The sequence below is a fragment of the Streptomyces sp. NPDC048383 genome, assembly GCF_040651775.1.
Lineage (GTDB): Bacteria > Actinomycetota > Actinomycetes > Streptomycetales > Streptomycetaceae > Streptomyces.
On record NZ_JBEZKS010000023.1, the window covers coordinates 55,199 to 80,424 of the forward strand.

19 protein-coding genes and 1 riboswitch are annotated in these 25,226 nt (G+C 73.7%); of the genes, 9 read left to right on the forward strand and 10 right to left on the reverse strand.

From position 1 onward, the window contains the following. The first annotated feature begins 91 nt into the window (after window positions 1-91). Window positions 92-742 (forward strand): alpha/beta fold hydrolase, encoded by a 651-nt coding sequence (locus AB0D46_RS18005; RefSeq protein WP_362878425.1) that lies wholly within the window; start codon window positions 92-94, stop codon window positions 740-742. 218 nt (window positions 743-960) lie between these two features. Next, complete coding sequence (locus tag AB0D46_RS18010) at window positions 961-1,917, forward strand: trypsin-like peptidase domain-containing protein (RefSeq protein WP_362878427.1); 957 nt, start codon at window positions 961-963, stop codon at window positions 1,915-1,917. Window positions 1,918-1,935: 18 nt separating this feature from the next. Here the strand turns inward: AB0D46_RS18010 and AB0D46_RS18015 are convergent, their stop codons facing one another. Further along, a complete protein-coding gene (locus AB0D46_RS18015; RefSeq protein WP_362878429.1) occupies window positions 1,936-3,339 on the reverse strand; it encodes a hypothetical protein in 1,404 nt (467 codons plus the stop codon). A gap of 203 nt (window positions 3,340-3,542) precedes the next feature. After that, window positions 3,543-4,511 (reverse strand): transcriptional regulator, encoded by a 969-nt coding sequence (locus AB0D46_RS18020; RefSeq protein WP_362878431.1) that lies wholly within the window; start codon window positions 4,509-4,511, stop codon window positions 3,543-3,545. Between the two features lie 198 nt (window positions 4,512-4,709). Here AB0D46_RS18020 and AB0D46_RS18025 point away from each other — a divergent pair, with 198 nt between their 5' ends. From AB0D46_RS18025 to AB0D46_RS18040, 4 genes are read left to right on the forward strand one after another with little or no spacing between them, the layout of a single operon-like run. Then, complete coding sequence (locus AB0D46_RS18025; RefSeq protein ID WP_362878432.1) at window positions 4,710-5,927, forward strand: MFS transporter; 1,218 nt, start codon at window positions 4,710-4,712, stop codon at window positions 5,925-5,927. Then, window positions 5,924-7,252 carry a precorrin-6y C5,15-methyltransferase (decarboxylating) subunit CbiE gene (gene cbiE / locus AB0D46_RS18030; protein ID WP_362878434.1) on the forward strand — a complete coding sequence of 443 codons (1,329 nt, stop codon included), beginning with the start codon at window positions 5,924-5,926 and terminating at the stop codon, window positions 7,250-7,252. The genes AB0D46_RS18025 and cbiE overlap by 4 nt, the downstream gene beginning before the upstream one ends. Then, the gene (gene cobM, locus AB0D46_RS18035) at window positions 7,249-7,998 is read left to right on the forward strand and encodes a precorrin-4 C(11)-methyltransferase (protein ID WP_362878435.1); all 750 of its coding nucleotides are present in this window, start codon (window positions 7,249-7,251) and stop codon (window positions 7,996-7,998) included. Before cbiE ends, cobM begins: the two co-directional genes overlap by 4 nt. Next, a complete protein-coding gene (locus AB0D46_RS18040) occupies window positions 7,988-8,794 on the forward strand; it encodes a cobalt-precorrin-6A reductase (protein ID WP_362878437.1) in 807 nt (268 codons plus the stop codon). Before cobM ends, AB0D46_RS18040 begins: the two co-directional genes overlap by 11 nt. A gap of 53 nt (window positions 8,795-8,847) precedes the next feature. On the opposite strand, the gene AB0D46_RS18045 is transcribed toward AB0D46_RS18040, so the two are convergent. The 3 genes from AB0D46_RS18045 to cobG are packed head-to-tail and all read right to left on the reverse strand — an operon-like array spanning window position 8,848 to window position 12,370. Further along, window positions 8,848-10,347: a precorrin-2 C(20)-methyltransferase gene (locus AB0D46_RS18045; protein ID WP_362878439.1), complete on the reverse strand. Its 1,500-nt coding sequence runs from the start codon at window positions 10,345-10,347 to the stop codon at window positions 8,848-8,850. Beyond that, window positions 10,344-10,991, reverse strand: a complete 648-nt coding sequence (locus AB0D46_RS18050; RefSeq protein ID WP_362878441.1) for a precorrin-8X methylmutase — start codon at window positions 10,989-10,991, stop codon at window positions 10,344-10,346. The genes AB0D46_RS18045 and AB0D46_RS18050 overlap by 4 nt, the downstream gene beginning before the upstream one ends. 38 nt (window positions 10,992-11,029) lie before the next feature. Continuing rightward, complete coding sequence (gene cobG, locus AB0D46_RS18055; protein ID WP_362878443.1) at window positions 11,030-12,370, reverse strand: precorrin-3B synthase; 1,341 nt, start codon at window positions 12,368-12,370, stop codon at window positions 11,030-11,032. A gap of 232 nt (window positions 12,371-12,602) precedes the next feature. Next, window positions 12,603-12,681: riboswitch (cobalamin riboswitch) on the forward strand. A 53-nt stretch (window positions 12,682-12,734) separates the two neighbouring features. Here cobG and cobN point away from each other — a divergent pair. Beyond that, a complete protein-coding gene (gene cobN, locus AB0D46_RS18060; RefSeq protein WP_362878445.1) occupies window positions 12,735-16,352 on the forward strand; it encodes a cobaltochelatase subunit CobN in 3,618 nt (1,205 codons plus the stop codon). A 92-nt stretch (window positions 16,353-16,444) separates the two neighbouring features. Here cobN and AB0D46_RS18065 read toward each other — a convergent pair whose 3' ends face one another. Both AB0D46_RS18065 and AB0D46_RS18070 read right to left on the reverse strand, forming a co-directional pair. Then, window positions 16,445-17,206 carry a hypothetical protein gene (locus AB0D46_RS18065; protein WP_362878447.1) on the reverse strand — a complete coding sequence of 254 codons (762 nt, stop codon included), beginning with the start codon at window positions 17,204-17,206 and terminating at the stop codon, window positions 16,445-16,447. Window positions 17,207-17,225: 19 nt separating this feature from the next. Then, on the reverse strand, window positions 17,226-18,455 hold the full coding sequence (locus AB0D46_RS18070) for a hypothetical protein (protein WP_362878449.1): 1,230 nt from the start codon (window positions 18,453-18,455) through the stop codon (window positions 17,226-17,228). Window positions 18,456-18,501: 46 nt separating this feature from the next. Between AB0D46_RS18070 and AB0D46_RS18075 the strand changes: the two genes are divergently transcribed. Together AB0D46_RS18075 and AB0D46_RS18080 are read left to right on the forward strand one after the other, a co-directional pair. Next, window positions 18,502-18,636, forward strand: coding sequence for a hypothetical protein (locus AB0D46_RS18075; RefSeq protein WP_362878451.1), 135 nt, complete (start codon window positions 18,502-18,504; stop codon window positions 18,634-18,636). Between the two features lie 159 nt (window positions 18,637-18,795). After that, window positions 18,796-21,012, forward strand: a complete 2,217-nt coding sequence (locus tag AB0D46_RS18080) for a germacradienol/geosmin synthase (RefSeq protein WP_362878453.1) — start codon at window positions 18,796-18,798, stop codon at window positions 21,010-21,012. A gap of 57 nt (window positions 21,013-21,069) precedes the next feature. Here AB0D46_RS18080 and AB0D46_RS18085 read toward each other — a convergent pair whose 3' ends face one another. From AB0D46_RS18085 to AB0D46_RS18095, 3 genes are all read right to left on the reverse strand, one after another. Further along, window positions 21,070-22,305: a GNAT family N-acetyltransferase gene (locus AB0D46_RS18085; RefSeq protein ID WP_362878455.1), complete on the reverse strand. Its 1,236-nt coding sequence runs from the start codon at window positions 22,303-22,305 to the stop codon at window positions 21,070-21,072. Window positions 22,306-22,452: 147 nt separating this feature from the next. Continuing rightward, window positions 22,453-23,820, reverse strand: coding sequence for a YncE family protein (locus AB0D46_RS18090; RefSeq protein ID WP_362878457.1), 1,368 nt, complete (start codon window positions 23,818-23,820; stop codon window positions 22,453-22,455). Between the two features lie 207 nt (window positions 23,821-24,027). Then, window positions 24,028-25,191: an XdhC/CoxI family protein gene (locus AB0D46_RS18095; RefSeq protein ID WP_362878459.1), complete on the reverse strand. Its 1,164-nt coding sequence runs from the start codon at window positions 25,189-25,191 to the stop codon at window positions 24,028-24,030. Between the last annotated feature and the right edge of the window lie 35 nt (window positions 25,192-25,226).

Here is a 25,226-nt window from a genome sequence, read left to right on the forward strand (position 1 = left end):
GCCGCGATCCGCTGCGCGTAGCCTGGCCGGAGCCGAGCACGGAGTGACCCGCGGGCCGGCTTCGGGAACGGCCCCATGGTGAAGGAGCGAGATGCGAGCACTGACGCTTGGTCCCACGAAGCATGAGCGCGTCGTGCTCTTCGCCACGGGAGCGGGCGGCGATCCGGAGCGTTACCGCCCCCTACTGGAGGACCTGGCAGCCGATGGCTGCCAGGTCATCGCGCCGCACTTCGAGCGCTTTGCCGCTCGGGAGCCGACCACCGCCGAGCTGCTCGCGCGCCCGGCCGGGTTGATCGAGGCGCTCCACCGGTGGGCATCCGATGACGCGGACGTTGTCGTGGTCGGCCATTCGATCGGTGGTTGGGCCGGCCTCTGTCTCGCCGGTGCGACGCCCCGGGGGCGGGACGGCAGACCGCTGGATGTCCCGCGCGAGCCACGCGTCGGCCGTCTCGTCCTGTACGCGCCCGCTGCCGGCTGGTTCGCCGCTCCGGACGCCTTGGACGGGGTGACGGCGCCGATGCTCGTCTTCGCGGGGGAGACGGACACCATCACGCCCGTCGAGCAGGCCGTCCGCTTGAAGGGTGCGCCGACCCGGGTCGACCTTCGCGTCGTGCCGGGCGCCGGTCACTTCAGTTTCATGCACGCGCCTCCTCCGGGCACGGTCGAGAACGAGGGTTTCGACCAGGCCCGGTTCCTCACCGACCTCGCGCAAGCGACCCGGGAGTTCGCCCTCGCGCCCTGAGGTGACGTGACCCGCCGGCACCGACGCTGCGCGGACGGCGCGGAGTTGCCGGGCGGTGTGGGTGGCAGGGCCGACCGGGCTTGACCCGCCGCGCCCGACCCGAAGCCTGAACCGGCCGACCTCTCCCTTGGTTACCGGTGCGCAAGTCGCCTGGAGGTCAGGGCAGTTCGATGACACGTGGAAGGACGCTGGATGACCGACGAGGGCGGGAGCACCTGATGCCGGGGTGGACGACGGGGCGGACCGTACGGGTCCTCCTGCCCGCCGTCGCCGGCTGCGCCCTGCTGGCCGGTGGCTTCGCCCACCGGGTGGAGCTGAGCGCGCTGTTCGGGCCCGTCGCCCGGGGCGACGCGGGGCGCGGCAGTTGGGTACAGGACCGCGGGCCGGCGGACCGGGCGGGCGCGGACGTACGGGAGGCCCTGCGCGAGGAGGCTCCGCCCGACGCCCGCCCGTTCGCCGCGACCGGACCGGACCCGGCCGCCGCCCGGCGGCCCTCCGACCCGCTGGAGGCCCGGCCCGTGCCGGCCGAGCCGGCGATCGGGGCACTGTTCTCCCCGGGCTTCGACTGGGACGGCGACCACCACTGCTCCGGGAGCGTGCTCCATTCCCCGGGCGGCGACCTCGTCGTCACCGCCGCGCACTGCGTCCACCAGGGCGGCTTCCGCACCAACCTCGCGTTCGTCCCCGGCTACCGGGACGGCGTCGCCCCCTACGGCGTCTGGGTCCCCACCCGCATCGAGGTCGACCCGCGCTGGGTCCGCTCCGCGGACCCGGACCACGACGTCGCCTTCCTCAGGGTGCGCCGCGCGGGCGCGCCCGGTGCGGGCGGGTCCGGTGCGCGGCTGGAGGCGCTCACCGGCGCCATGACGCCGGGCTTCGGTCCCGAACTCCCCACGATGGCCAGGCTGGTGGGCTACCCGAACGACGCCGAGGAGCCGCTGGGCTGCGCCAACACGGCCGTCGCCGCCGGTCCCGCGCAGCTGCGACTGGACTGCGCCGACGTACCCAACGGCACCAGCGGCGGCCCCGTCCTGACCGGGGACCGGGGCCGGACCCTGATCGGGGTGATCGGCGGCCGTGACGGCGGCGGGGACGAGTCGACCTCGTACAGCAGTTACCTCGGTGCGGACGCCCGCGCCCTGTACGAGCGCGCGACGGCGGGCCCGGCGGGCTGAGGAACGGGTCGACGGTCCTCACGCCGCCGGTGGCGGCGGGTGGTGCGGCGGGTAGGCGGGGGTGGCCGGGCTGGTCGGCAGCCGCCACTTCGACAGGACCCGGACCATCGTCGCGGGGCCGAGCAGGGCGTTGGGCGGGGTCGACAGCGACAACACCCCGAAGAACCGGGACGAGAGCGCGGGATCGGCGTTGGCACCGACCATGACGCGGGACATGTAGCGCTGGAGGACCCGGGTCGCCCGGTCGGGCGGCGGCCCCTCCGTCTGCGGGTAGCGCAGGTCCTCGCTGGTGGCGATCTGCCAGGCGACGGACGCCTCGTCCGCGGTGGCCCGCTGGATCCGGTGGGTGGCCGCCCGGACCTGCGCGGGGGTGAGCCCGGCGATGGCCCCTTGCAGGGCCTGCGCCGTGAGCGCGGCGACCGTCATCCCGTGTCCGTAGACCGGGTTGAAGCGGCAGGCCGCGTCGCCGAGGACCAGGAATCCGTCGGGCCGGCGGTCCATGCGCTCGTAGTGTCGCCGCTCGTTGGCGGTGCCGCGGAAACCGGTGGGGTCGGACAGCGGGGTCGCGCCCCGGATCGCGTCGTGCAGGGCGGGACTGCGCAGGCTCCCCGCGAAGTCGAGGAACTCCTCGCCCTTGGTGGAGGGGGCGTGCTCGCCGTTGCCGATGAGGGTCACCAGCCAGCGGTCCCCACCCTGCGGCACCAGTACGCCGCCGCGCGGACTGTCCGGGCGGCCCTGGACGTACATGCCGTGCCAGCGCCGGCCCGGGTCCGGCGGGGCGGCGTAGAGGCGGCTGGAGTAGCCGAGGTGCGAGTCGTAGCGGGTGACGGCCGGGACGGGGTGGCCGAGGGCCGCCAGCCAGGTCGGGGCCTTGGAGGTGCGGCCGGTGGCGTCGACGACGAGGCCGGCGGCCAGCGGTTCGCCGCCGCGCAGGGTCACCCCGGTCACCGAGCGGCCGTCCGGCCCGGCGAGGAGTCCGTCCGCCGGGCGGCCGTCGAGGATCCGGATCCGCGGGTCGCCCAGCACGGCCCGACGCACGCACCAGTCGATGAGCTCGCGGCTGCCGACCAGGACGGGGGCGCCGGGTACGGAACGGAACCAGTCGGCCGGGCTCAGCCACAGGAAGTCGCGCGGCGATTCCAGCAGGGCGGAGCCGCCTTCGCGCAGGGCGGCGGTGAGTCCCGGCAGCAGTCGCTCCATCACGTCCACGCCCCGCGACCACAGCACGTGCGCGTGCCGGGACTGCGGTACGCCGGGTCGGAACGCGGGCCCGTCGCGCGGCAGTTCGTCCCGCTCGACCACGGTGACGCGGGCGAACCGCTCCGCGAGCACCCGTGCCGCCAGCAGCCCGGCGAGACCGGCCCCGAGGACCACGGCGTGGTCGTCCCGGGCTTCTGGGTGGTTGTCCGGAGTGTCGTCCATACCCCCGATTGTCGGGCGGCCCGCCCGGCCCGGTCAGGCCCCGACCCGGGGCGCCCGGAGGCGTCCGGGGGGCGCCAGGGGGCGCTCACCGGCGGACGCCCGCCGCACCGGATCCCGCGCCCGGACCCCCGTCCCACACCGACGGCCCCGGCCGAGCCGCCGTACGGATCCACCCGGGCGGGGACCGCAGCCCCTGACCGCGGTCAGGCCGGGCCCGGGGTCGACGCCGCGACGAGGACGTCGCCCGCCGCGACCCGGCTGTACAGGACCGTGCGGCCGGTGCGCCGGCGCAGTACCAGGCCCGCCGCGAGGAGGACCTTCAGCTGCCCGGCGACCGCGCCCAGGCTGTACCCGGTCAACGCCACCAGCTGCGTCGTGGACTTCGGGCTCTCCAGCAGGACCAGCACCTTCGCCCGGACCGGCCCCAGCAGCCGGACCAGGGCCTGCGGGGCCGGCCGCGCGGCGCCCTGGGTGAGCTGGCCCGCGCACGGGTAGACCAGCGCGTGCCGACGGGTCCCGGTCCAGCTCACCCACCCGTGTCCCGGCGTCACGGGGACGAAGACCAGCCCGGCGTCCCCCGACAGTTCGCGCGGCCGCCGCTGCTGGAGGTTGATCCGCAGCCGCCCCTCGCCCAACCAGGCCATGTCCGGCCGCATCCCGGACAGGGCCTCCGCCAGACCGCCCCGGCCCAGGTGCCGGGTACGGACCAGGACGTCCGCCTCCGCGACCCGGCGGCGGCGCTCCCAGTCCGGGCGCACGGCCTCCGCCCACACCCACTCCAGCAGCTCCGCCGTCCTCGGGCCCAGCCCCCGGGCCCGGACGAGCGCGTCGGGGAGTCCGGACGCGGCGCGCAGGTCCGTACGCACCACCGCGTCCGGGGTCGCGCGTACGGAGGCCAGCTCCTCCTCGAACGGGCGCCCGTCGGGCGGCGGCGTGAGGTACCCCGCGATCCACCGTCGGCCGAAGGCGGCCCGTACCAGCTCGGCGGTCAGGGGTTCGGCGGCCAGCCGGGCCCGGTAGTGCGGGAACCGGTCCTCCAGCCAGGCCCGCTCGGCGGGGTGCGTCGCGGTCCGCCGGTGCAACGCCATCAGCGCGGCCGTGGTCTCCGCGAGCGCGGACACCACGAACCGGCTCCGCGCCAGCGCGTCGGTGTCGATCCGCCACCACCCCATGCGCCCCGCCTCCCGCTCCCCCGCCCGTCCACCACCGACCGGGCCAGTGTCCCCCGCCGCACGCGACCCACCCGCCCCGGGCGCCCGGGCGACCCACCGCCCCGCGGTCACGGCGACCCACCGCCCCGCGGCGCCGCCACCTTTCGCGCCCACGCGAAACATTGGGGCCGCCCGCCCGCCCGTACCGAGACTCCCCGCATGCCCCGCTCCTACCGCTCGCTCGCCCGTGTCCCCGAGTTCACGCCCTTCTTCGCCGCCGCCGCGCTCCGCACCGGCGCGGCCACCGTCGGCGGGCTCGCCCTCGGCGTCCTCGTCCACGACCGCACCGGCAGCCCGTTCCTCGCCGCCCTCGCCATGTTCGGCCCCTCCCTCGCCCAGGTGCTCGGCGCGACCCTGCTGCTGTCCGCCGCCGACCGATTGCCCCCGCGCGCCGCCCTCGCCTCCCTGGCCGTGCTCGCCGCCGCCGGCACCGCCGTGCTCGCCCTCCCCGGCCTGTCCGGGTGGGCGGTGTGCGCGGTACTCCTGGGCCAGGGCCTCGCCGACTCCCTCGCGGGCGGGGTCCGGTACGGGCTGCTCACCGAGATCCTGCCCGCCGACGACTACCTCGCCGGCCGGTCCCTGCTCGCCGTCTGCGCCGGCGTGACGCAGATCGCCGGATTCGCCCTCGGCGGGCTGCTGCTCGCCGTGCTCTCCCCGAGCGGGGCCCTGCTGGTGGCCGCCGGGCTGGGGTCGGCCGCGGCGGTCACCGTCCGCCTCGGCCTGAGCCGTCGCCCCGCCCGGGCCGGCGGGCGCCCGTCCGCCCGCGAGACCTGGCGGGTCAACGTCCTGCTCCTCTCCGACCCGGCACGCCGCCGGCTCTACCTGGCCCTGTGGGTGCCCAACGGGCTGATCGTCGGCTGCGAATCCCTGTTCGTCCCCTACGACCCCGCACATGCCGGGCTGCTGTTCGGCTGCGCCGCCGCCGGCATGCTCGCCGGGGACACCGTCGCCGGGCGGTGGTTGCCCGCCCACCTGCGGATCCGGCTCGCGGCCCCGCTCCGGCTGCTGCTCGCCGCGCCCTACCCGGTGTTCCTGCTGGAGCCCGGACCACTGGTCGCCGCGACCGCCGTCACCGTCGCCTCCGTCGGATACTCGGCCGGGCTGCTCATGCAGGAACGCCTCCTCCCGCTGCTCCCCGAAGGGACCCGGGGCCAGGCGCTCGGGCTGCACTCGGCCGGAATGCTGACGATGCAGGGCGTGTGCGCGGCGCTCGCCGGAGCCGTCGCCCAGTACACCTCGCCGGCCGTCGCGATCACCTCCCTGGCCTGCGCCTCGATGGCGGTCACCCTGGCACTGGAGCCCGGGCTCCACCCCAGTAAGCTGCGGGTCCGTCCCCCGCACGCTCCTTCTCCCGTTGCCCGAGGTACCGCGCAGTGAGCTCCCCCGCACCCCCCTCCCCGGTGACGGTCGTCGGCCTCGGCGCCGACGGCTGGGCCGGGCTCGCCGCCGCCGCGCGGTCCGCGCTGTCCTCGGCCGAGGTACTGATCGGCGGGCCGCGCCAACTGGACCTGCTGCCCGCCGACGTCTGCGCCGGCCTGCGCGTCGCCTGGCCGAGCCCGCTGCGGCCGGCCGTGCCGAAGCTGACCGCCGAACACGCGGGCCGCCGGATCGCCGTACTGGCCAGCGGGGACCCCATGTTCTACGGGATCGGTCGCGCGCTCAGTGAGGAACTGGGCCCGCAGCGGCTGCTGGTCCACCCCCACCCGTCCTCCGTGTCGTACGCGTGCGCCCGCCTGGGGTGGCCCGTCGAGGACACCGAGGTCGTCACCGTCGTCGGCCGTCCCGTGGCCCGGCTCACGGCCGCCCTCCACGAGGGCCGGCGGGTGCTCGTACTGAGCGCGGGCGCCGCCTCCCCCGGCGAGATCGCCGCGCTGCTGCGCGCGCGGGGCTTCGGGCCCAGCCGGATGCGGGTGCTGGAACAGCTCGGTTCCGAACGGGAGGACCTCCGCGAGGGGACCGCCGAGCAGTGGGAGCACCCGCCCGGTGACGCCCTCAACGTGGTCGCCGTGGACTGCCGGCGCGACCCCGCGCACCCGGCCCCGCGCCTCGGCGCGACCCCGGGCCTGCCGGACGCGGCGTACGAGCACGACGGCCAGCTCACCAAGCGGCACGTGCGCGCCGCGACCCTGTGCGCGCTGGCGCCGGCCCCCGGCGAGCTGCTGTGGGACATCGGCGGCGGCTCCGGCTCCATCGGCATCGAGTGGATGCGTACGCACCCGTCCTGCCGGGCGGTGGCGGTGGAGCGCGTACCGGAGCGGGCCGCCCGCATCACCCGCAACGCGGACGCCCTCGGTGTCCCGGGGCTGCGCGTGGTCACCGGCGCGGCGCCCGACGCGCTGGCCGCACTGCCCGTCCCCGACGCGGTGTTCATCGGCGGCGGGCTGACCGCCCCGGGCCTGCTCGACGCGGCGTGGGAGGCGCTGGCCCCCGGCGGCCGGCTCGTGGTCAACACGGTCACCCTGGAATCGGAGGCGGTCCTCACCGACCGCTACCGTCGGCACGGCGGTGACCTGGTGAAACTGGCCGTCGCGCACGCCGTGCCGGTCGGTGGTTTCACGGGCTGGCGCCAGGCGATGGCGGTCACCCAGTGGTCGGTGACGAAGCCCGCCACGAGGGCGACGGACCCGGCGAACGAGACGCACGACGCGGACGACGCGAGCTGCGCGATCCGCACGAACGAGGCAGAGGCGGAACGGACATGACCGTGTACTTCATCGGGGCGGGCCCCGGCGCCGCCGACCTGATCACCGTGCGCGGTGCCCGACGGCTGGCCGTCTCGCCCGTGTGCCTGTACGCGGGCAGTCTCGTACCGCGCGAGCTGCTCGCCGAATGCCCGGCGGATGCCCGGCTGGTGGACACCTCGCGGTTGAACCTGGACGAGATCGTCGCCGAGTTCGTACGGGCCCACGCGGCCGGTCAGGACGTGGCCCGGCTGCACTCGGGCGACCCGTCCGTGTTCAGCGCGGTCGCCGAGCAGATGCGCCGCCTCGACGCGGCGGGCATCCCCTACGAGGTCGTGCCCGGCGTACCCGCCTTCGCGGCGGCCGCGGCGGCGCTGAAGCGGGAGCTGACGGTGCCCACCGTCGGCCAGACCGTGATCCTGACCCGGATCGCCCAGCAGGCCACGCCGATGCCCGCCGGCGAGGACCTGGCCACGCTGGGTCGCAGCGGCGCGCTGTTGGTGCTGCACCTGGCCACCCGGTACGCGGACCGCGTCGTCGAGGAACTGCTGCCGCACTACGGGGCGGACTGCCCGGCGGCGGTCGTCGCCATGGCCAGCCGCCCCGACGAACTGGTCCTGCGCGGAACCCTCGCCGACATCGCCGGCCAGGTGAAGGAGGCGGGTTTGGTGCGCACCGCGGTGATCCTGGTGGGCCGCACGCTGGGCGCCGAGCAGTTCCGCGACAGCCACCTGTACTCCGCCGAGCGCGACCGGCATGCCTGCTGAACCGGGCCCCGCCGGCGGCGTGCCCGCCCGGGTGTCGCTCGGGCACGTGCTGCTGCTGGGCGGTACGACGGAGGCCCGCCGCCTCGCGGAGGCGCTGGCGGGGCAGGGCGCGTACCGGGTGACGACCTCGCTGGCGGGCCGGGTCGCCGCGCCCGTGCTGCCGCCGGGCGAGGTCCGCGTCGGTGGTTTCGGCGGGCCCACCGGTCTGGCCGAGTGGATCGCCGCCCACGGTGTGACGCACCTGGTCGACGCCACGCATCCGTTCGCGGAGCGGATGAGCTTCAACGCGGCCGCGGCGGCGCAGAGTTCGGGAGTACCGCTGCTCGCGCTGCGCCGCCCGGGGTGGACTCCGGAGCCCGGCGACGACTGGACCTTCACGGACTCCCTCGCCGAGGCCGCCGCCGCCCTGCCGTCGCTGGGCCGGCGGGCCTTCCTGACCACCGGCCGCACCGGCCTGCACGCGTTCGCGGGGCTCACCGACACCTGGTTCCTGGTGCGTTCGGTGGATCCGCCGGCCGGAGCGGTACCGCCGAGGCTGGAAGTGCTCTTGGCGCGGGGCCCGTTCGGCCTCGACGCGGAGCGGGAGCTGTTGGCCCGGCACGGCATCGACGTGTTGGTGACGAAGGACAGCGGTGGTTCGGCGACCGCCCCGAAGCTGACGGCCGCCCGCGAGGCGGGCCTCCCGGTCCTCGTCGTACGCCGCCCTCCGGTCCCGGCCGGGGTCGCCGAGACCGGATCGCCGGAAGCGGTGGTGCGCTGGCTGGAGACCGGTGAAGGGCGGGACGGGTCGGCCTGACGCGTCCGTCCCGCCCTCACCGCCCGCCACGGTCCGTCAACTGCCGGGTCGGCTCAGGGATAGCGGCGCGGCGTCCAGGTGACCCTCGATCCGTCGGGCCGTTCGGTGACCCGGGTCTGCGAAGAGCCGATCAGCAGGATGGTGCGCATGTCGACCTCGGCGGGCTCCAGTTCGGCCAGCGTGACGATCCGCACCGACTGCTCCGGGCCGCCCACGTCCCGGGCGACGACCACCGGGGTCTGCGGCGGCCGAAGCTCCAGCAGCAGCTCCCGGGCCTGCGCCACCTGCCAGGTGCGGGTGCGGGAGCCCGGGTTGTACAGGGCGAGCACCAGGTCGGCGGCGGCCGCGGCGCGCAGCCGCTCCGCGATGACCTCCCACGGCTTGAGCCGGTCGGACAGCGAGATGGTCGCGTAGTCGTGGCCGAGGGGGGCTCCGGCCGCGGCGGCCGCCGCGTTGGCGGCGGTCACCCCCGGCAGGACCCGTACGGGCACCTCCGCGTACTCGGGCTGCGCGGCCACTTCCAGGACGGCGGTGGCCATGGCGAAGACGCCCGGGTCCCCGCCGGAGACGACGGCGACCCGCTTGCCGCGCCGGGCGAGGTCGAGGGCGAACTCGGCCCGCTCGGACTCCACCTTGTTGTCGGAACCGTGCCTGACCTGGCCCGGCTTGGCGGGGATCCTGTCGAGGTAGGTCGTGTACCCGACGAGCACCTCGGCGTCGGCCAGCGCCCGCCGGGTCTCGGCGGTGATCCACAGCGGCCCGGCCGGGCCGGTGCCGACGACGGCGACCTCGCCGGGGCCGGACGGCACGCTGCCCGGGTTGCCGATCCGACTGGGCACGACGGCGACGGCGAAGTACGGCACCGACTCCGGGTCCGTGTCCGCCAGCAGGCCGGTGCGTTCACCCTCCATGGTGGCGCGCTCCACGTAGCGGGCCTCTGCGAGCCGGCCACTGTTCTCCATGGCCCGCCGGACCGTGGGGAAGGTCCGGCCGAGCTTCATCACGACGGCCGAGTCGGTGGCGGCGAGCCGGGCCGTCAGCTCCTCCTCCGACAGGGTGCCGGGCAGGATGGTCAGTACTTCCTCGCCCTCGACGAGGGGGGTGCCGAGCCGGGCGGCGGCGGCGCTCACCGAGGTGACCCCGGGGATCACCTCGGCCTCGTACCGGTCGGCGAGACGCTTGTGCATGTGCATGTAGGAGCCGTAGAAGAGCGGGTCGCCCTCCGCGAGCACCGCGACGGTGCGGCCGGCGTCCAGGTGCGCGGCGAGGCGGGCGGCGGAGGCCTCGTAGAACTCCTCCATCGCGCCCTGGTAGCCGCCGGGGTGGTCGGTGGTCTCGGTGGTGACCGGGTAGACCAGCGGTTCCTCGACGTGGTCGTCGCGCAGGTGCTTCGCGGCGATCGAGCGGGCGATCGAGCGGCCGTGGCGGGCGCTGTGGTAGGCCACCACGTTGGCCTGGGCGATCACTTCGACGGCGCGCAGGGTCATGAGGGACGGGTCGCCGGGGCCGAGCCCGACGCCGTAGAGGCGTCCCTTGGTCGGTGCGGTGCTCATTCGGCCACGCTCGCGATGGCGTTGACGGCGGCGGCCGCGATGGCGCTGCCACCGCGTCGGCCCCGCACGATCAGGTGGTCGAGGCCCGAGGGGTGCGCGGCGAGGGCGTCCTTGGACTCGGCGGCGCCGATGAAACCGACGGGCACGCCGATGACGGCGGCCGGGCGCGGAGCGCCCTCCTCGATCATCTCCAGCAGCCGGAACAGGGCGGTCGGCGCGTTGCCGACGGCGATCACGGAGCCCTCCAACAGGCCCCGGTCGCGCCAGACTTCGAGGGCGGCGGCGCTGCGCGTCGTGCCCATCCTCGCGGCGAGTTCCGGTACGGCCGGGTCGGAGAGGGTGCAGATCACCTCGTTGTCGGCGGGCAGCCGCTTACGGGTGACCCCGCTGGCGACCATCTGGACGTCGCAGAGGATCGGCGCGCCGGCCTCCAGGGCGGCGCGGGCCCGCAGCACGACCTCGGGGGTCCAGCCGAGGTCCTGGGGGAGGTCGGTCATGCCGCAGGCGTGAATCATGCGCACCGCGACCTGGGCGACCGAGGCGGGCAGCCCGGAGAGGTCCGCCTCGGCGCGGATCGTGGCAAAGGACTGGCGGTAGATGGCCGCGCCGTCCTTCTCGTACTCGAACACGGTGTACTCGCTCATTTCTTCACTGTCTTCACTGCGGCGGTGAGGGGCTGTTGTCATGACTGCTGCTGCTGTTGCTGTTGCTGCCGTGTACCGCTGTCGCCGTCGCCGGGCCTGCTGTCGCGCGCGGCCTTGAGTGCGGCCGCCAGGCCGTGGCGAGGGACCGGTACGGGGTCCCGTCCGTGCACGGAGAGCGCGTACGCGTCGGCGGTCGCGACGAGGTCCACCCAGGCGGCGCCGCGCGGGTGCCCGCACCGGCGCTCGCAGCCGGACCAGTGCACGGGCAGCGCTCCGGCCGACCCGGCCACGACCGCGCGCGCGTCGGCCCGTACGTCGGCCAGGGATTTGGCGCAACCGGGCCGCCCGGTACAGGCGGTGACGGACTGCCAGGGATCGTCGGCGGCGACGACCAGGCCGGCCGCCTCGATCAGGGCGGCGCCGCCGCCGAGCCCGGTGGTGCTCACCGACGGCAGCACGACGGTCCGCCAAGGAGTGACGCGCAGGCCGCCGTTCCCCTGGGAGGCGACCTGTACGAGCACCTCCCACTGGCCGGTGTCGAACCGACCCAGGGGCGGCAGCACGCACAAGGGGGTCGACTCCCCCGCGCCGCTGCCCCAGGGGCGGGGCGGCGGCGCGTACGGCAGGCGCACCTCGGGCACGGGGCGGGCCTCGATGCCGGCGACGGCCAAACGCCGACCCAACTCGCTCTCGTCCAGCCCGTGTTGCGCGGGCAACTCGGCCACCCGCCAGGCTCGGGTACCGGCGGAGGCGGCCGCGTCCAGGAAGTACTCGGCGGCCAGCAGCGCCGCCCGGGGAGCGTCGCCGGCGGCGACGTCGAGGGCGCCGTCCGCCGCGCCGAGACGGATCAGCGCCCGGCCCGCGGGCAGGGCGAGGGCGGTCACGTCGGGGTCGAGGGCGGCGACGTCCCCGCGGCCGTCGTCGAGGGCGAACAGGAACCGCCCGGACAGGGCGGCCGCGCGGGTGCTCGCGCACAGCAGCCGGTCCAGTTCCCCGACCCACGGCGTGACGTCGGGCCGCCCGTCGTCGAAGAGCCCGGACACCGGGGTGGCCACGATGTTGCGCACGCGTTCGTGGGTGGGCGCGGGCAGCAGGCCGGCCGCCGTCAGCAGCTCGGCGAGTCCCGCGCCGCAGGCCTCCGTCAGGCCCCGGAGCTGGACGTTGCCGCGCGAGGTGAGTTCCAGGTGCCCGTCCCCGAACCGGTCGGCGGCGAGCCCGAGCGCGGCGGCCTGCTCGACCGTGAGCAGCCCGCCGGGGATCCGGACGCGCGCCAGCAGCCCGTCGTCCGCCGCGTGCAGACGCAGCGCGCCGGGGCAGGCGTCACCGCGGTCCCGTATGACGGGTTCGTCCCGCGATGCGACGGAAGGGGACTGGGGCATGGCCGCGAGCATACCCACGATTGGCCACCCCCGACCTGTGTCCGTCACCACCCCCACCCCCCGGACCAGCCACGACCCGCACCCGGACCAACCCGCCCGCCCCACCCGCACCCCCGCCCCCGGACCCCCGGCGGAGCAACACCTCACCCCCGCTGCCGGCCAGGGACCCGGCCGCCTAGGATGACCTTCCGACGGACCGTTCGGCCCGTCGTCGCCGAGGACGGCGACATGGGAGGAAGCCCGGTGCGAATCCGGCGCGGTCCCGCCACTGTGAACCCCGCGGAGCGATCGGCGGGGTGAGTCAGGAACTCCCGCTGTCCTCACTGCCCGGGGCGCGGAAACCCCGAGGAAGGCCTGCCGCCGCATGATCCTGTTGCTGTCGACGTCCGACACCGATCTGCTGAGCGCCCGCGCGGCGAACGCGGCGGACGCCCCGGTCCCGTACCGGTTCGCGAACCCCTCCCGCCTCCCCCTGGACGACCTCCCCGGGCTCCTCGAAGGCGTCGACCTGGTCGTCGTACGCCTCCTCGGCGGCCTGCGCGCCTGGCAGGAGGGCCTCGACCTGCTCCTGGCTCCCGACCAGACCCGTCCGGTGGTCGTGCTCACCGGCGAACAGGCCCCGGACGCGCAGCTGATGGAGGCGTCCACCGTCCCCATCGGCATCGCCGCCGAGGCGCACGGCTACCTCGCGCACGGCGGACCGGCCAACCTGGACCAGCTCGCCCGCTTCCTCTCGGACACGGTCCTGCTGACGGGTCACGGCTTCGAGCCGCCCGCCGCCTCCGCGACCTGGGGCCCCCTGGAGCGCACCCCGGGCCGCACCACCGGCCCGCTCGTCGCCGTGCTGTACTACCGCGCGCACCAGATGAGCGGCAACACCGCCTTCGTGCACGCCCTGTGCGAGGCCGTCGAGGCCCACGACGCGCAGGTGCTGCCGCTGTACGTGTCCTCCCTGCGCACCCCCGAACCGGAGCTGATCGCCGCTCTGCGGTCGGCGGACGCGGTCGTCACGACGGTGCTCGCGGCCGGCGGCACCCGCCCCGCGACCGCCTCCGCCGGCGGCGACGACGAGTCCTGGGACGCGGGCGCCCTCGCCTCGCTCGGCGTACCGATCCTGCAGGCCCTGTGCCTGACCGGCTCCCGCGGCACCTGGGAGGAGAACGACGAGGGGCTGTCCCCGTTGGACGCCGCGACGCAGGTCGCGGTCCCGGAGTTCGACGGCCGGCTGATCACCGTCCCGTTCTCCTTCAAGGAGATCGACGAGGACGGCCTGCCCGCCTACGTCGCCGATCCCGAGCGCGCCGCCCGCGTCGCCGGGATCGCCGTGCGCCACGCCCGGCTGCGGCACATCGACCGGCGCGACAAGAAGGTCGCCCTGGTCCTCTCCGCGTACCCCACCAAGCACTCCCGCATCGGCAACGCGGTCGGCCTGGACACCCCGGCCAGCGCCGTGGAGCTGCTGCGCACCCTGATCGCCGGCGGCTACGACTTCGGTCCCGCCGACGGGATCCCGGGCCTGGTCTCCGGCGACGGCGACGAGCTGATCCGCGCGTTGATCGAGGCGGGCGGCCACGACCAGGACTGGCTGACCGAGGAGCAGTTGGCCCGCAACCCGGTCCGCATCCCGGCCGCCGACTACCGGCGCTGGTTCGCGCAGCTGCCTGCGGAGCTGCGCGAGAGCGTGGAGCGGCACTGGGGCGAGGCCCCCGGCAGCATGTTCGTCGACCACTCGGCGAACCCGGAGGGCGACATCGTCCTGGCGGCGCTGCGCCGCGGGAACCTGCTGATCCTGATCCAGCCGCCGCGCGGCTTCGGCGAGAACCCGATCGCGATCTACCACGACCCGGACCTGCCGCCGTCGCACCACTACCTGGCCGCGTACCGCTGGATCCAGGCCCGGGAGCAGGACGGCGGCTTCGGCGCCGACGCGATGATCCACCTGGGCAAGCACGGCAACCTGGAGTGGCTGCCGGGCAAGAACGCGGGCCTGTCCGCGTCCTGCGCGCCCGATGCCGCGCTCGGTGACCTGCCGCTCATCTACCCGTTCCTGGTGAACGACCCGGGCGAGGGCACGCAGGCCAAGCGCCGCGTGCACGCCACCCTGGTCGACCACCTGGTGCCGCCGATGGCGCGCGCGGAGTCGTACGGCGACATCGCCCGGCTGGAACAGCACCTGGACGAGTACGCGCAGATCTCGGCGATGGACCCGTCGAAGCTGCCGGCGATCCGGGCGCAGATCTGGACCCTGATCCAGGCGGCGAAGCTGGACCACGACCTGGGGCTGGAGGAGCGTCCGGACGACGACGGCTTCGACGACTTCCTGCTGCACGTCGACGGCTGGCTGTGCGAGGTCAAGGACGCCCAGATCCGCGACGGGCTGCACGTGCTGGGCGGCGCGCCGACCGGTACGGCCCGGGTGAACCTGGTCCTGGCGATCCTGCGCGCCCGCCAGATCTGGGGCGGGACCACGGCCCTGCCGGGTCTGCGCGAGGCGCTGGGCCTGGACGAGTCCGCGGCGACGCGGACCTCGGCCGACGCCGTCGAGGAGCAGGCCCGCGCGCTGGTGCAGGCGATGGAGGACGCGGACTGGTCGCTCGACGCGGTCGCCGGCGTGACGGCGGGCCACTCCGCGGACGTGGCGGCCGTACTGGACTTCGCCGCGCGCGAGGTCGTGCCGCGCCTGGCCGGCACGACGGACGAGATCGCCCACGTGGTGTCCGCGCTGGACGGCGCCTTCGTCCCGGCCGGCCCCTCGGGCTCGCCGCTGCGCGGCTTGGTCAACGTCCTGCCGACGGGCCGCAACTTCTACTCGGTGGACCCGAAGGCCGTCCCCTCGCGCCTGGCGTGGGAGACGGGGCAGGCGCTCGCGGAGTCACTGCTGACCCGCTACCGCACGGACAACGGCGAGTGGCCGGCCTCGGTCGGCCTGTCCCTGTGGGGCACCAGCGCGATGCGGACGGCCGGCGACGACATCGCCGAGGCCCTGTCGCTGCTGGGCGTGCGGCCGGTGTGGGACGAGGCCTCGCGCCGCGTCACCGGCATCGAGGCGATCCCGCTCGCCGAGCTGGGCCGCCCCCGCATCGACGTGACACTGCGCATCTCGGGCTTCTTCCGCGACGCGTTCCCCCACGTCATCGGTCTCCTGGACGACGCGGTGCGGCTGGCGGCCTCGCTGGACGAGCCCGCCGAGTCGAACTTCGTACGCGCCCACGCCCAGGCCGACCTGGCCGAGCACGGTGACGAGCGCCGCGCCACGACCCGCATCTTCGGCTCCCGCCCGGGCACCTACGGCGCGGGCATCCTCCAGCTGATCGACTCCCGTGACTGGCGCACGGACGCCGACCTGGCGGAGGTCTACACGGTGTGGGGCGGGTACGCGTACGGCCGCGGCCTCGAAGGGCGCCCGGCCCGGGACGAGATGGAGACCGCGTACAAGCGGATCACCGTCGCGGCGAAGAACACGGACACCCGCGAGCACGACATCGCGGACTCCGACGACTACTTCCAGTACCACGGCGGCATGGTGGCCACGGTCCGCGCGCTGCGCGGCACGGCCCCGGAGGCGTACATCGGCGACTCCACCCGCCCGGAAACGGTCAAGACCCGCACCCTGGTCGAGGAGACCTCCCGCGTCTTCCGCGCCCGCGTCGTCAACCCCAAGTGGATCGAGGCGATGCGCCGCCACGGCTACAAGGGTGCCTTCGAGCTGGCGGCGACGGTCGACTACCTCTTCGGCTACGACGCCACGACCGGCGTGGTCGCCGACTGGATGTACGACAAGCTGACGGAGACGTACGTCCTGGACCCGACGAACCGCGCCTTCCTGGAGGAGGCCAACCCCTGGGCCCTGCACGGCATCGCCGAGCGCCTGCTGGAAGCGGAGTCCCGCGGCATGTGGGAGAAGCCGGACCCGCAGATCCTGGAATCCCTGCGCCAGGTCTACCTGGACACCGAGGGCAACCTGGAGGGCGAGGCGGAGTAACCACCGCCGCTGCGGCGGCACGCGGGTCTTCGGCCCGCATGCCGCCGATCCCCGCGGACGGTGCGTCTCCCCCGCCGGGCCGGGGCGCGAGGTCAGACCGGCGGCATCAGGTCGCTGTCACTGACGGTGTACGCCAGCAGGGGGTAGGTGAAGTCCGACGCGTCGTTCTCCCGGCGCCGCAGCCGGTAGAACTCGCGCCGCTGCTCGTCGTCGGCCGACAGGAGCCGCTCGCCCTGCGGGAGGTACGCCTGTCCGTCGCGGTACCGGACGAAGGTCTTCGACGTTCTGAAGGTCACACCCAACCATCGGTTGTCCGCCGTCCCGACGGGCGCGTCCCAGACGATCCGGTGCTTGAGCATCCGGTTCGAGGCGACGGAGAACGCGACGACGCCGTGGTGGGTGAGGGGGATCTCGACCTTCTCACCCCCGGCTTCCTTCGATTCGAAGATCAGCTTCCTCGGCGTGCCCGCTTCGGGATGTTCGTAGCAGGAGAAGACGGCGATGAACGAATCGTCGGACAGATCGAGGGCCTGGTCGCAATGGCCGCCCATGGTCCTGTAGGCGTTCGTGTAGAGCTCGATGAGGGCGTTGTTGAAGCCGACCGGCAGCGCCGCACGTTCTTGGATCCTTCGTGCCAGCCGTTCGTGCACCGCCCGGAAGCGCTGCGCCGGATCGCCGTACCGCGTGGTGGTACGCACGAGAGGCACGTCGCCCGCGTCGTCGATCCGGGTGAGCACGGCGGCTCGCCGGCCCTTCCCCACGTCCTCCCAACGAGCCGACTCGGACAGCTCCGCGAAGAGGTTCTCCTCGGTCGAGGAGGACGACAGGGGCGCCAGGGACGCCAGGGACGACACGAGGATCTCGTCCGAGATCCTAGATCCGAGGGGCAACGTAGTCCCCCGCGTTCATGCTGAAGAGCAATTCCTCGCCGTAGTCGATGACGGACGAGGTCCTGTTCTCCTCGGCGTACAGCCCGCGCAGCTGCTCCATGCCGGCCGCCGTGGCCGGCCCCAGCTCCACCAGCTCCCCATCCGCCTTGAGGAACGTGCGGCCGCTCCTGTGAACGGCTTCGGCGCTCGAACAGCGCACCACGTATCCCAGACGGGTCGGGAGCAGGTCGGCGTCCAACGACGAGGGCCGGATCTCGTGCGTGTACAGGCGGTTGGTGGACAGCGGCATGAGGAAGACGGAGCCGGGGTGGAGGGTGAGGGTGAACCGCGGGGGCAGCGCGGCCCCGTCGCGTTCTTCGACCGGCTCCTTCAGACGGAAGTGGAGCCTGGTCAGCCCGCTGGCGCCCTTCACACCGTAATCGAAGGGGTCTTCGGCCAGGGGCCGCAGCTCGTCGATCCGATCGTAGAAGGTGCAGAACGCCATGATGCCGTTGACGGGCATGTCCTTGGTCTTGTCGGCATGGGCCGAGATCCTGGCCTTGGCCTGCTTGCGCCCGGCCGTGGCAGCGCTGTTGCGGTAGACCTGGGCGAGGACGTGGTTCAGCGGTGCCTGGTCCCGGAAGACGGCGGCGGCCTCGCGGTTCAGGTCCTCGACGATGTCCGTGTCGGTCGGGCGAAAGTTCTCGGTCGGCCCCGAGAGGTTCGTGGAGCAGCGCAGCAGGCGGAAATGCAGTGCGTCGTCCTCTCGCGTGACGGGCGTCAGGTAGATGCCGCTGCGATGCGCCGTTCCGGGCTTGGTGGACTCCGTCAGGGACTGGAACGCGTGCTCCGCGCGGATCCGCCCGAAGTGGTCGGCCTCCGGTGCGAAGAAGCGGCGGTAGTACACGCCGACGCCGTGCACACGGAGGGGAACCCGACCGAGGTCGACGAGGGCCCACGGCCGGTCGACGTCCTCGCGGTAACCCTGCGACAACTCCCGGATGACGAACACCCGGGCGGCCGAGCGTAGTTGGCGGCCATCCATCGCGGATATGTCGCCACACAGGTAGACAGTCCTCCGCGCGAGGTCGACCGAACCGGAAGCAAGTTCCTCCGGCGTGATCACGGACCCGAGGAAATCCCCGACGACGTCCTTGTCCCGCACCACCGAAGGCGCCACCAGGATGTTGCCCGCCTCGTCGACGCGGGCTTCGGTCAGCTCTGTTGTGCGCAAGAGACGGCACCTGCCAGTAAGAACCGGGGACATCAAAACCGTGGACATGACACTGCTGTGGAACATCGATGCTCTCACGGGGCCCGCCGCCGGGCAACGAGCTCCGCCGCCGGGCAACGAGCTCCGCGCCGAGCGGTCCGCGGAACTCCTCGAAGAGGTCGTGGGAGCGCAGGCGTCCTAGCCGCCGCCGCGTCGCGCCGCATCACAAAGGGGTCCGCGTCACCTGATGCGGTGAACTCCCCCTTATCCCGTCGGCATCCGGGGTAGGGCCCTGCTGATCTCGTGCCGGGGGGACGGAACGCCGGCTCCCCGCACCCGTGGACGAAAGGCCGACCCCGTCGTGACGCAGCCGTTCCAACTGCCGGATTTCTACGTGCCCCATCCGGCGCGACTGAACCCCCACCTGGAGGACGCCAGGGCCCACACCAAGCAGTGGGCCCGCGCCTTCGGGATGTTGGAGGGTTCCGGCGTGTGGGAGGAGAAGGACCTCGACTCGCACGACTACGCCCTGCTGTGCTCCTACACCCACCCCGACTGCGATGCGGCCGCGCTCTCCCTGGTCACCGACTGGTACGTGTGGGTCTTCTTCTTCGACGACCACTTCCTGGAGATGTACAAGCGCTCCCAGGACCGCGCCGGCGCCAAGGCCTACCTGGACCGGCTCGGCGCCTTCATGCCGATGGACCTGGCCGACGGGTTCCCCGAGCCCACCAACCCGGTCGAGGCGGGCCTCGCCGATCTGTGGGCCCGTACCGTCCCGGCGATGTCGCTGGACTGGCGGGAGCGGTTCTCCCTGTCGACGAAGAACCTCCTCGACGAGTCGATGTGGGAACTCGCCAACATCAACATCGGGCGTATCGCGAACCCCCTCGAATACATCGAGATGCGCCGCAAGGTGGGCGGCGCCCCCTGGTCGGCGGGCCTGATCGAGTACGTCTCCGCCGAGGTCCCGGCGCGCGTCGCGCACGCGCGGCCGCTCGGCGCGCTGCGCGACGCCTTCTCCGACGCCGTGCACATCAGGAACGACATCTTCTCCTACCAGCGCGAGGTCGCCGACGAGGGTGAACTCTCCAACGCCATCCTGGTGTTGGAGACCTTCCTGGACTGCACCACCCAGGAGGCCGCCGAAGCCTCCAACGACCTGCTCACCTCCCGGCTGCACCAGTTCGAGCAGACGGCCCTCGTCGAACTGCCCCAGCTCTTCGCCGACCGGGCCATGGATCCCACCGAGATCGCCGCGGTCCTCGCCTACGCCAAGGGGCTCCAGGACTGGCAGTCCGGCGGCCACGCATGGCACATGGTCTCCAGCCGCTACATGAACAAGGAGGCCAAACCGACCGCCCCGCTGACCCTGCCCTTCCTCCCCTCGGGCCTCGGCACCACCGCGCTCGACCTGGGGTCCCTCTTCACCCGCCGCTCGATGGAGCTGCGCCGGCGCTCCTTCACCCACGTCCCCTTCGAGGCCACCGGCCCCTCGGTGATCCCGGACCTGTCCCTGCCGTTCCCGCTCACCCTGAGCCCCCACCTCGACCACGCACGCGAGGGCTCCGTCGCCTGGTCGCGCCGCATGGGCCTGCTCGATCCGCAGCCCGGCGATCCCGGCTCGGCGATCTGGACGGAGGACAAGGTGCGCGGCTACGACTTCGCGCTCTGTTCCGCCGGCATCGACCCCGACGCCACGCCCGAGGCGCTCCTGCTCAACTCGTGCTGGCTGACCTGGGGAACGTACGGGGACGACTACTACCCGGTGGTGTTCGGCCGGACGAAGGACCTCCCGGCGGCCAAGGCCGCCACCGCCCGGCTCGTCTCGATGATCCCCGTCGACCTCGCGGAGCAGCCGCCGCCGGTCACCGCGCTGGAACGTTCCCTCGCCGACCTGTGGATCCGTACGAGCGCGGACATGACGCCGACGGTCCGCGCCGAGTTCCGGGCGACCCTGGTGAGCATGCTGGAGAGCTGGGTCTGGGAGATCGAGAACCAGATCCTGAACCACATCCCGGACCCGGTGGACTACGCGGAGATGCGCCGCAGCACGTTCGGCTCCCACCTGACGATGTACCTGTGCCGGCTGGGCCTGGCGGGCCGGGGCATCCCCGAGGAGATCTACGCCTCGGGAACCATCCGGTCCCTGGAGAACGCGGCGGCGGACACGGGGTGCCTGATCAACGACATCTTCTCCTACCAGAAGGAGCTGGAGGTCGAGGGCGAGGTCCACAACTACCTCCTCGTCACCCGCAACTTCTTCGACATCGGCTACCCGGAGGCGCTGCGGATCTGCCACTCGCTGATGCGGCAGCGCGTGGAGGAGTTCCAGCACATCGTGGCGAACCAACTGCCGGTGCTGTACTCCGACTGGAAGTTGACCGCCGACGCCCGGGCCGGTCTCGACGCGTACGTCGGCGAGCTCGGGGACTGGCTCGCGGGGATCCTCAACTGGCACGAAAAGTGCCGACGTTACCGCGAGGCGGACCTGCACCGGCCGGCCGGGGCCCTCGCCACGGGGGTCCTGAGCCCCGACTTCGGCAGGTCGGCGGCGCGGATCTCGCTGCCCGCCTGAGCCGGTGCGCCGGCCGGCGGGGGCGGACCGCTCGCCCGCCCCCGCCTGAGCCGGGGCTCAGAACTCGTCGGCCGTGTGCGGCAGTGGGTCGGTGCGCAGCGCGGCGTCCAGCGCGGCCGCCGCGCCGGGCGTGCGTTCGGCGACCAGCCCGGCGGCCACCAGCTCGACCAGCCGGGTGCCGCCGAGGTAGCAGGCGGCCAACTCCCGTACGTTCAGCGTCAGATCGGCCTCCGCCCGGGCCGGTTCGTACGTCGCCCCGCGCGGGCCCGCCTTGAGCCGGAACCGTCCGGCGTTCGTGGGCCTGCGTACGTCGGCCAGGTCCAGCACCAGTTCCACGGGCGCGGCCCAGTCCCGGGCGGTCAGGGCCGCCCGTACGTCGACCAGGCGCAGCCAGAGCGCGGGGAACTGGGCGGTGACCCTGACCTGGTCCCGGTCGGCGGCGAAGTGCAGGAGCGGGTCGTCGGCGGGGCGGCCCCAAGCACGGACCCGGCCGGTCAGGTCCAGGGAACCGACGCAGTCCCACAGCGCCGCGGCCACGGCCGGGGTATCGGCCTCCAGTTCGTCGACGCGCACCAGCCCCGGGGTGCGGCCGGGGCCGGCCGTGTCGTCCTCCGGCTTCGTACGGAAGAGGACGTATCCCGCGACGGGTTCACCGGGATCACCGAGGACGATGATCCGGGGCGGACCCAACTCCTCGTCCTCCTCGTCCTGTTCGCAGAGCCACTCCTCGTTCCAGCGCTGCGGGCTGCGGTTCGGGCGGCCTGCCCGCTCCGTCCGGGCGGCCTCGTGGCGGGGGCCGATCACGGCGAGGGCGTCCTGGGGCGCGACGAGGCGCAGCGGGCGCGGGTCGGGGGCGATGCGCAGGGCCAACGGCCGGCCGGAGTCGATCTCGATGGTCAGGCCCTGGGTGGCGGCGCCGTAGCCGAAGCGTCCGTAGATGGCGGCTTCGGAGGCCCACAGGGCGGCGAGCGGGCTGCCCGTCGCGGCGGCGCGGCGCAGTTGCTCGTCCATGAGGGCGGTCAGGACGCCCCGGCGGCGGTGGGTGGGGGCCACGGACACGAAGGTGAGTCCGGGGCAACCGAGTTCGCCGCCGGGGACGGAGAGCCGGAAGTCGTGCGCGGCCATGAACCCGACCAGCGCGGTCCCGTCGTAGGCGCCGAGGCGCGAGCAGCGGGTGAGCAGGGCGCGGTGCCGGGCGCGCCCCTCGGGTTCGGGGCGGTCGTGGAAGACCAGGTAGGCGAGCTCCTGGGCGCGGTCGATGTCGGCCTCGGGTACCTCGCGGATGTCCACCATGATCGGGAGACTAATCGGTCATCGTGGACCGGTCACCTCATAAGCTCCCCATTTTACCGAAATGGCCAGTTCCAGCGCCCGCGACGGGCCGGCGCTCCGGTTCACGCCCCCGACCCGCCGCGCCCACGACCCGCGACCGCGCCGCGCTCAGCGCGCCGTCGATCCCGTCGCCGTCGTCCCCGTCGCCGTCGTCCCCGTCGCCGTCGTCCCCGTCGCAGTCGTCCCCGTCGCAGTCGATCCCGTCGCAGTCGGACCCGTCCATCCCGTCGGCACGTGGCCGAGCCGTACGCGCTGCGGGTGGTCGCCGACGGGAACGGACACCCGCTTGGTCCCGGTGGCGAAGTCGATGGCCGTGACCCGGTCGGCGCCGCTCTCGGAGATCACGCAGCCCTTGCCGTCGCCGTCGACCGTGGCCCAGTACGGCTTGGCGGCGGGTACCAGGGGGCCTTCCGTCAGGGTGGCGCGGTCCACCACGGTGGCGTAGTCGTCCATGGTGCCCGCGATGCAGAGCTTGGATCCGTCCGGGCTCATGGACATGCCGTGGTGGCGGGAGTCGTTGACCCAGGTGGTCCGGTCGGTGCTGGTGGCCGGGTTCATCGGGAGGGCCTTGAGGCGGGTGATCCGGTCGGTGGGCACGTCGTACTCCAGGAAGCCGTTGAAGAACGACACCTGGAAGTAGAACTTCGACTCGTCGGGGCTGAAGGCGACCGGGCGCACGGAATCGGAGAGGTCGGAACGGCCGAAGGCGTCGAGTCGTTCGCGCATGTCGATGACGCGCACCGTGCGGAAGGTCTGCGTGTCGACGACGGTGATCTTCCGGTCGCCCTTCGTCCAGTCCAGCCAGGGCGCGTCGAGAGCCGTGTTCACCTCGCCGATCGAGCTGTTCCACAGGAACCGGCCGTCGCGGGTGTAGGTGTTCTCGTGCGGCTTGTCGCCGGTGCGGAACGAGCCGACCTGGCGCCCGGTGGCGATGTCCAGGACGTGCACGGTGTTGGCGGTGGAGGCGGACACCGCGACGCGCGTGCCGTCGGGCGACACGGCCATGTGGTCGGAACGGTAACCCGCCACGGGGAAGCGCCAGTTGATGCGACCGGAGCGGACGTCGATGGACACGACGTCGGCGAAGCTCGGCCGGGAGACGACGACGGCCGAGCCGTCCGGGGTGGTGTACATGTCGTCGACGAACTGGTCGTGACCCTCGCCGGCGCTCTCGCGGATGCCGAGGAAGAAGGCCAGCTTCAGCGGGTTGAGGTGGATCTCCCACAGCCGGTCGGCCTTGTCGGGGATCACGTTGATCCGGCCGATCCGGGCGAGGTCGCCGGTGGAGGCGAGGACATCGGCCGTCCCCTCCCAGTTGTTCCCGACGAAGAACACCTCGCGCAGGCCGTCACCGGGCGCGGCCGGTGGCGGCGTCGCGGCCGAGGCCGGCGCGAGGGCGGTCAGCAGGCTCGCGGCGGCCAACACGGCCAGGGTCCGCAGGGGGCGTCGCGTCAACAGCGCTCGCGGGTTTCGCACGGTACGTAACATCCGGTCAACTCCGGTGCTCCGAGGGGACGGAGAGGATGCCGCCCCCTTACCGGCCGGTAAGATAGGGGGAACGCCACAAGGGCGCAACCCCAACGGGTCGCGCCCTTCGCCCACTTCGTGCCCGCGCTCACTACGGGCGGGACCGCGCCCACTTCATGCACGCGCTCACTCGCGGCCTCCGCCGCCCCCACCGCTTCAAGCGACGGAGCCGATCCTGCCGATCACGGAGTTCGAGGTGTCGTGGTGGATCGGGATGCGCGCGCCGGTGAGGGCCGCGCCGGTGCCGCCGCGGCGGTTCGCGACGATCTCGGCGGCGATGGACAGCGCGGTCTCCTCCGGGGAGCGGGCGCCGAGGTCCAGGCCGATCGGGGAGCGCAGCCGGGTCAGTTCCAGCTCCGTCACGCCGACCTCGCGGAGCCGCTTGTTGCGGTCCTCGTGGGTGCGGCGGGAGCCCATGGCGCCGACGTAGGCGACGGGGAGCTTGAGGGCCAGTTCGAGGAGCGGGACATCGAACTTGGCGTCGTGGGTGAGGACGCACAGGACGGTGCGGGCGTCGACGCCGCCCGCGTCGGCCTGGGCCTCCAGGTAGCGGTGCGGCCAGTCGACCACGATCTCGTCCGCCTCGGGGAAGCGGTTCTTCGTGGCGAAGACGGGCCGGGCGTCGCACAGGGTCACGTGGTAGCCGAGGAACTTGCCGATCCGTACCAGGGCGGAGGCGAAGTCGATGGCCCCGAAGACGATCATCCGCGGCGGCGGCACGCTCGACTCGACGAGCACCTTGAGGGGCTCTCCGCAGAGCCGCCCGTCGGCGCCGATCTCCAGGACGCCGGTCTTCCCGGCGTCCAGCATGGCGCGGGTCTCCTCGGCGAGGGTGCGGTCCAGTTCGGGGTGTCCCCCGAAGCCGCCCTCGTAGGAGCCGTCGGCGCGCACGGTGATGGCGCGCCCCATGAGCTCGGTCGGACCTTCGGCGATCCGGGCCACGGCGGCGGCCTCGCCACGGGCGGCGGCGGCCAGCGCGGCCGCCAGCACCGGGCGCAGCGGGGAGCCCACGGGGACCGGGGTGACGAGGATGTCGATGATTCCGCCGCAGGTCAGGCCCACGGCGAAGGCATCGTCGTCGCTGTACCCGAAGCGCTCCCGGACGGTCTCGCCGTCCTCCAGCGCCTGCTGGCACAGTTCGTACACCGCACCCTCCACGCATCCACCGGAAACCGAACCGATCGCGGTGCCTTCGCCGTCGACGGCGAGCGCGGCTCCGGGCTGCCGGGGCGCGCTCCCGCCGACCGCCACGACCGTGGCGACGGCGAAGTCACGTCCCTGCTCGACCCACCGGTTCAGTTCTTCGGCGATGTCCAGCATGTGCGGCCTCCTCGGAGGGGTTCGTTTCCAGTATC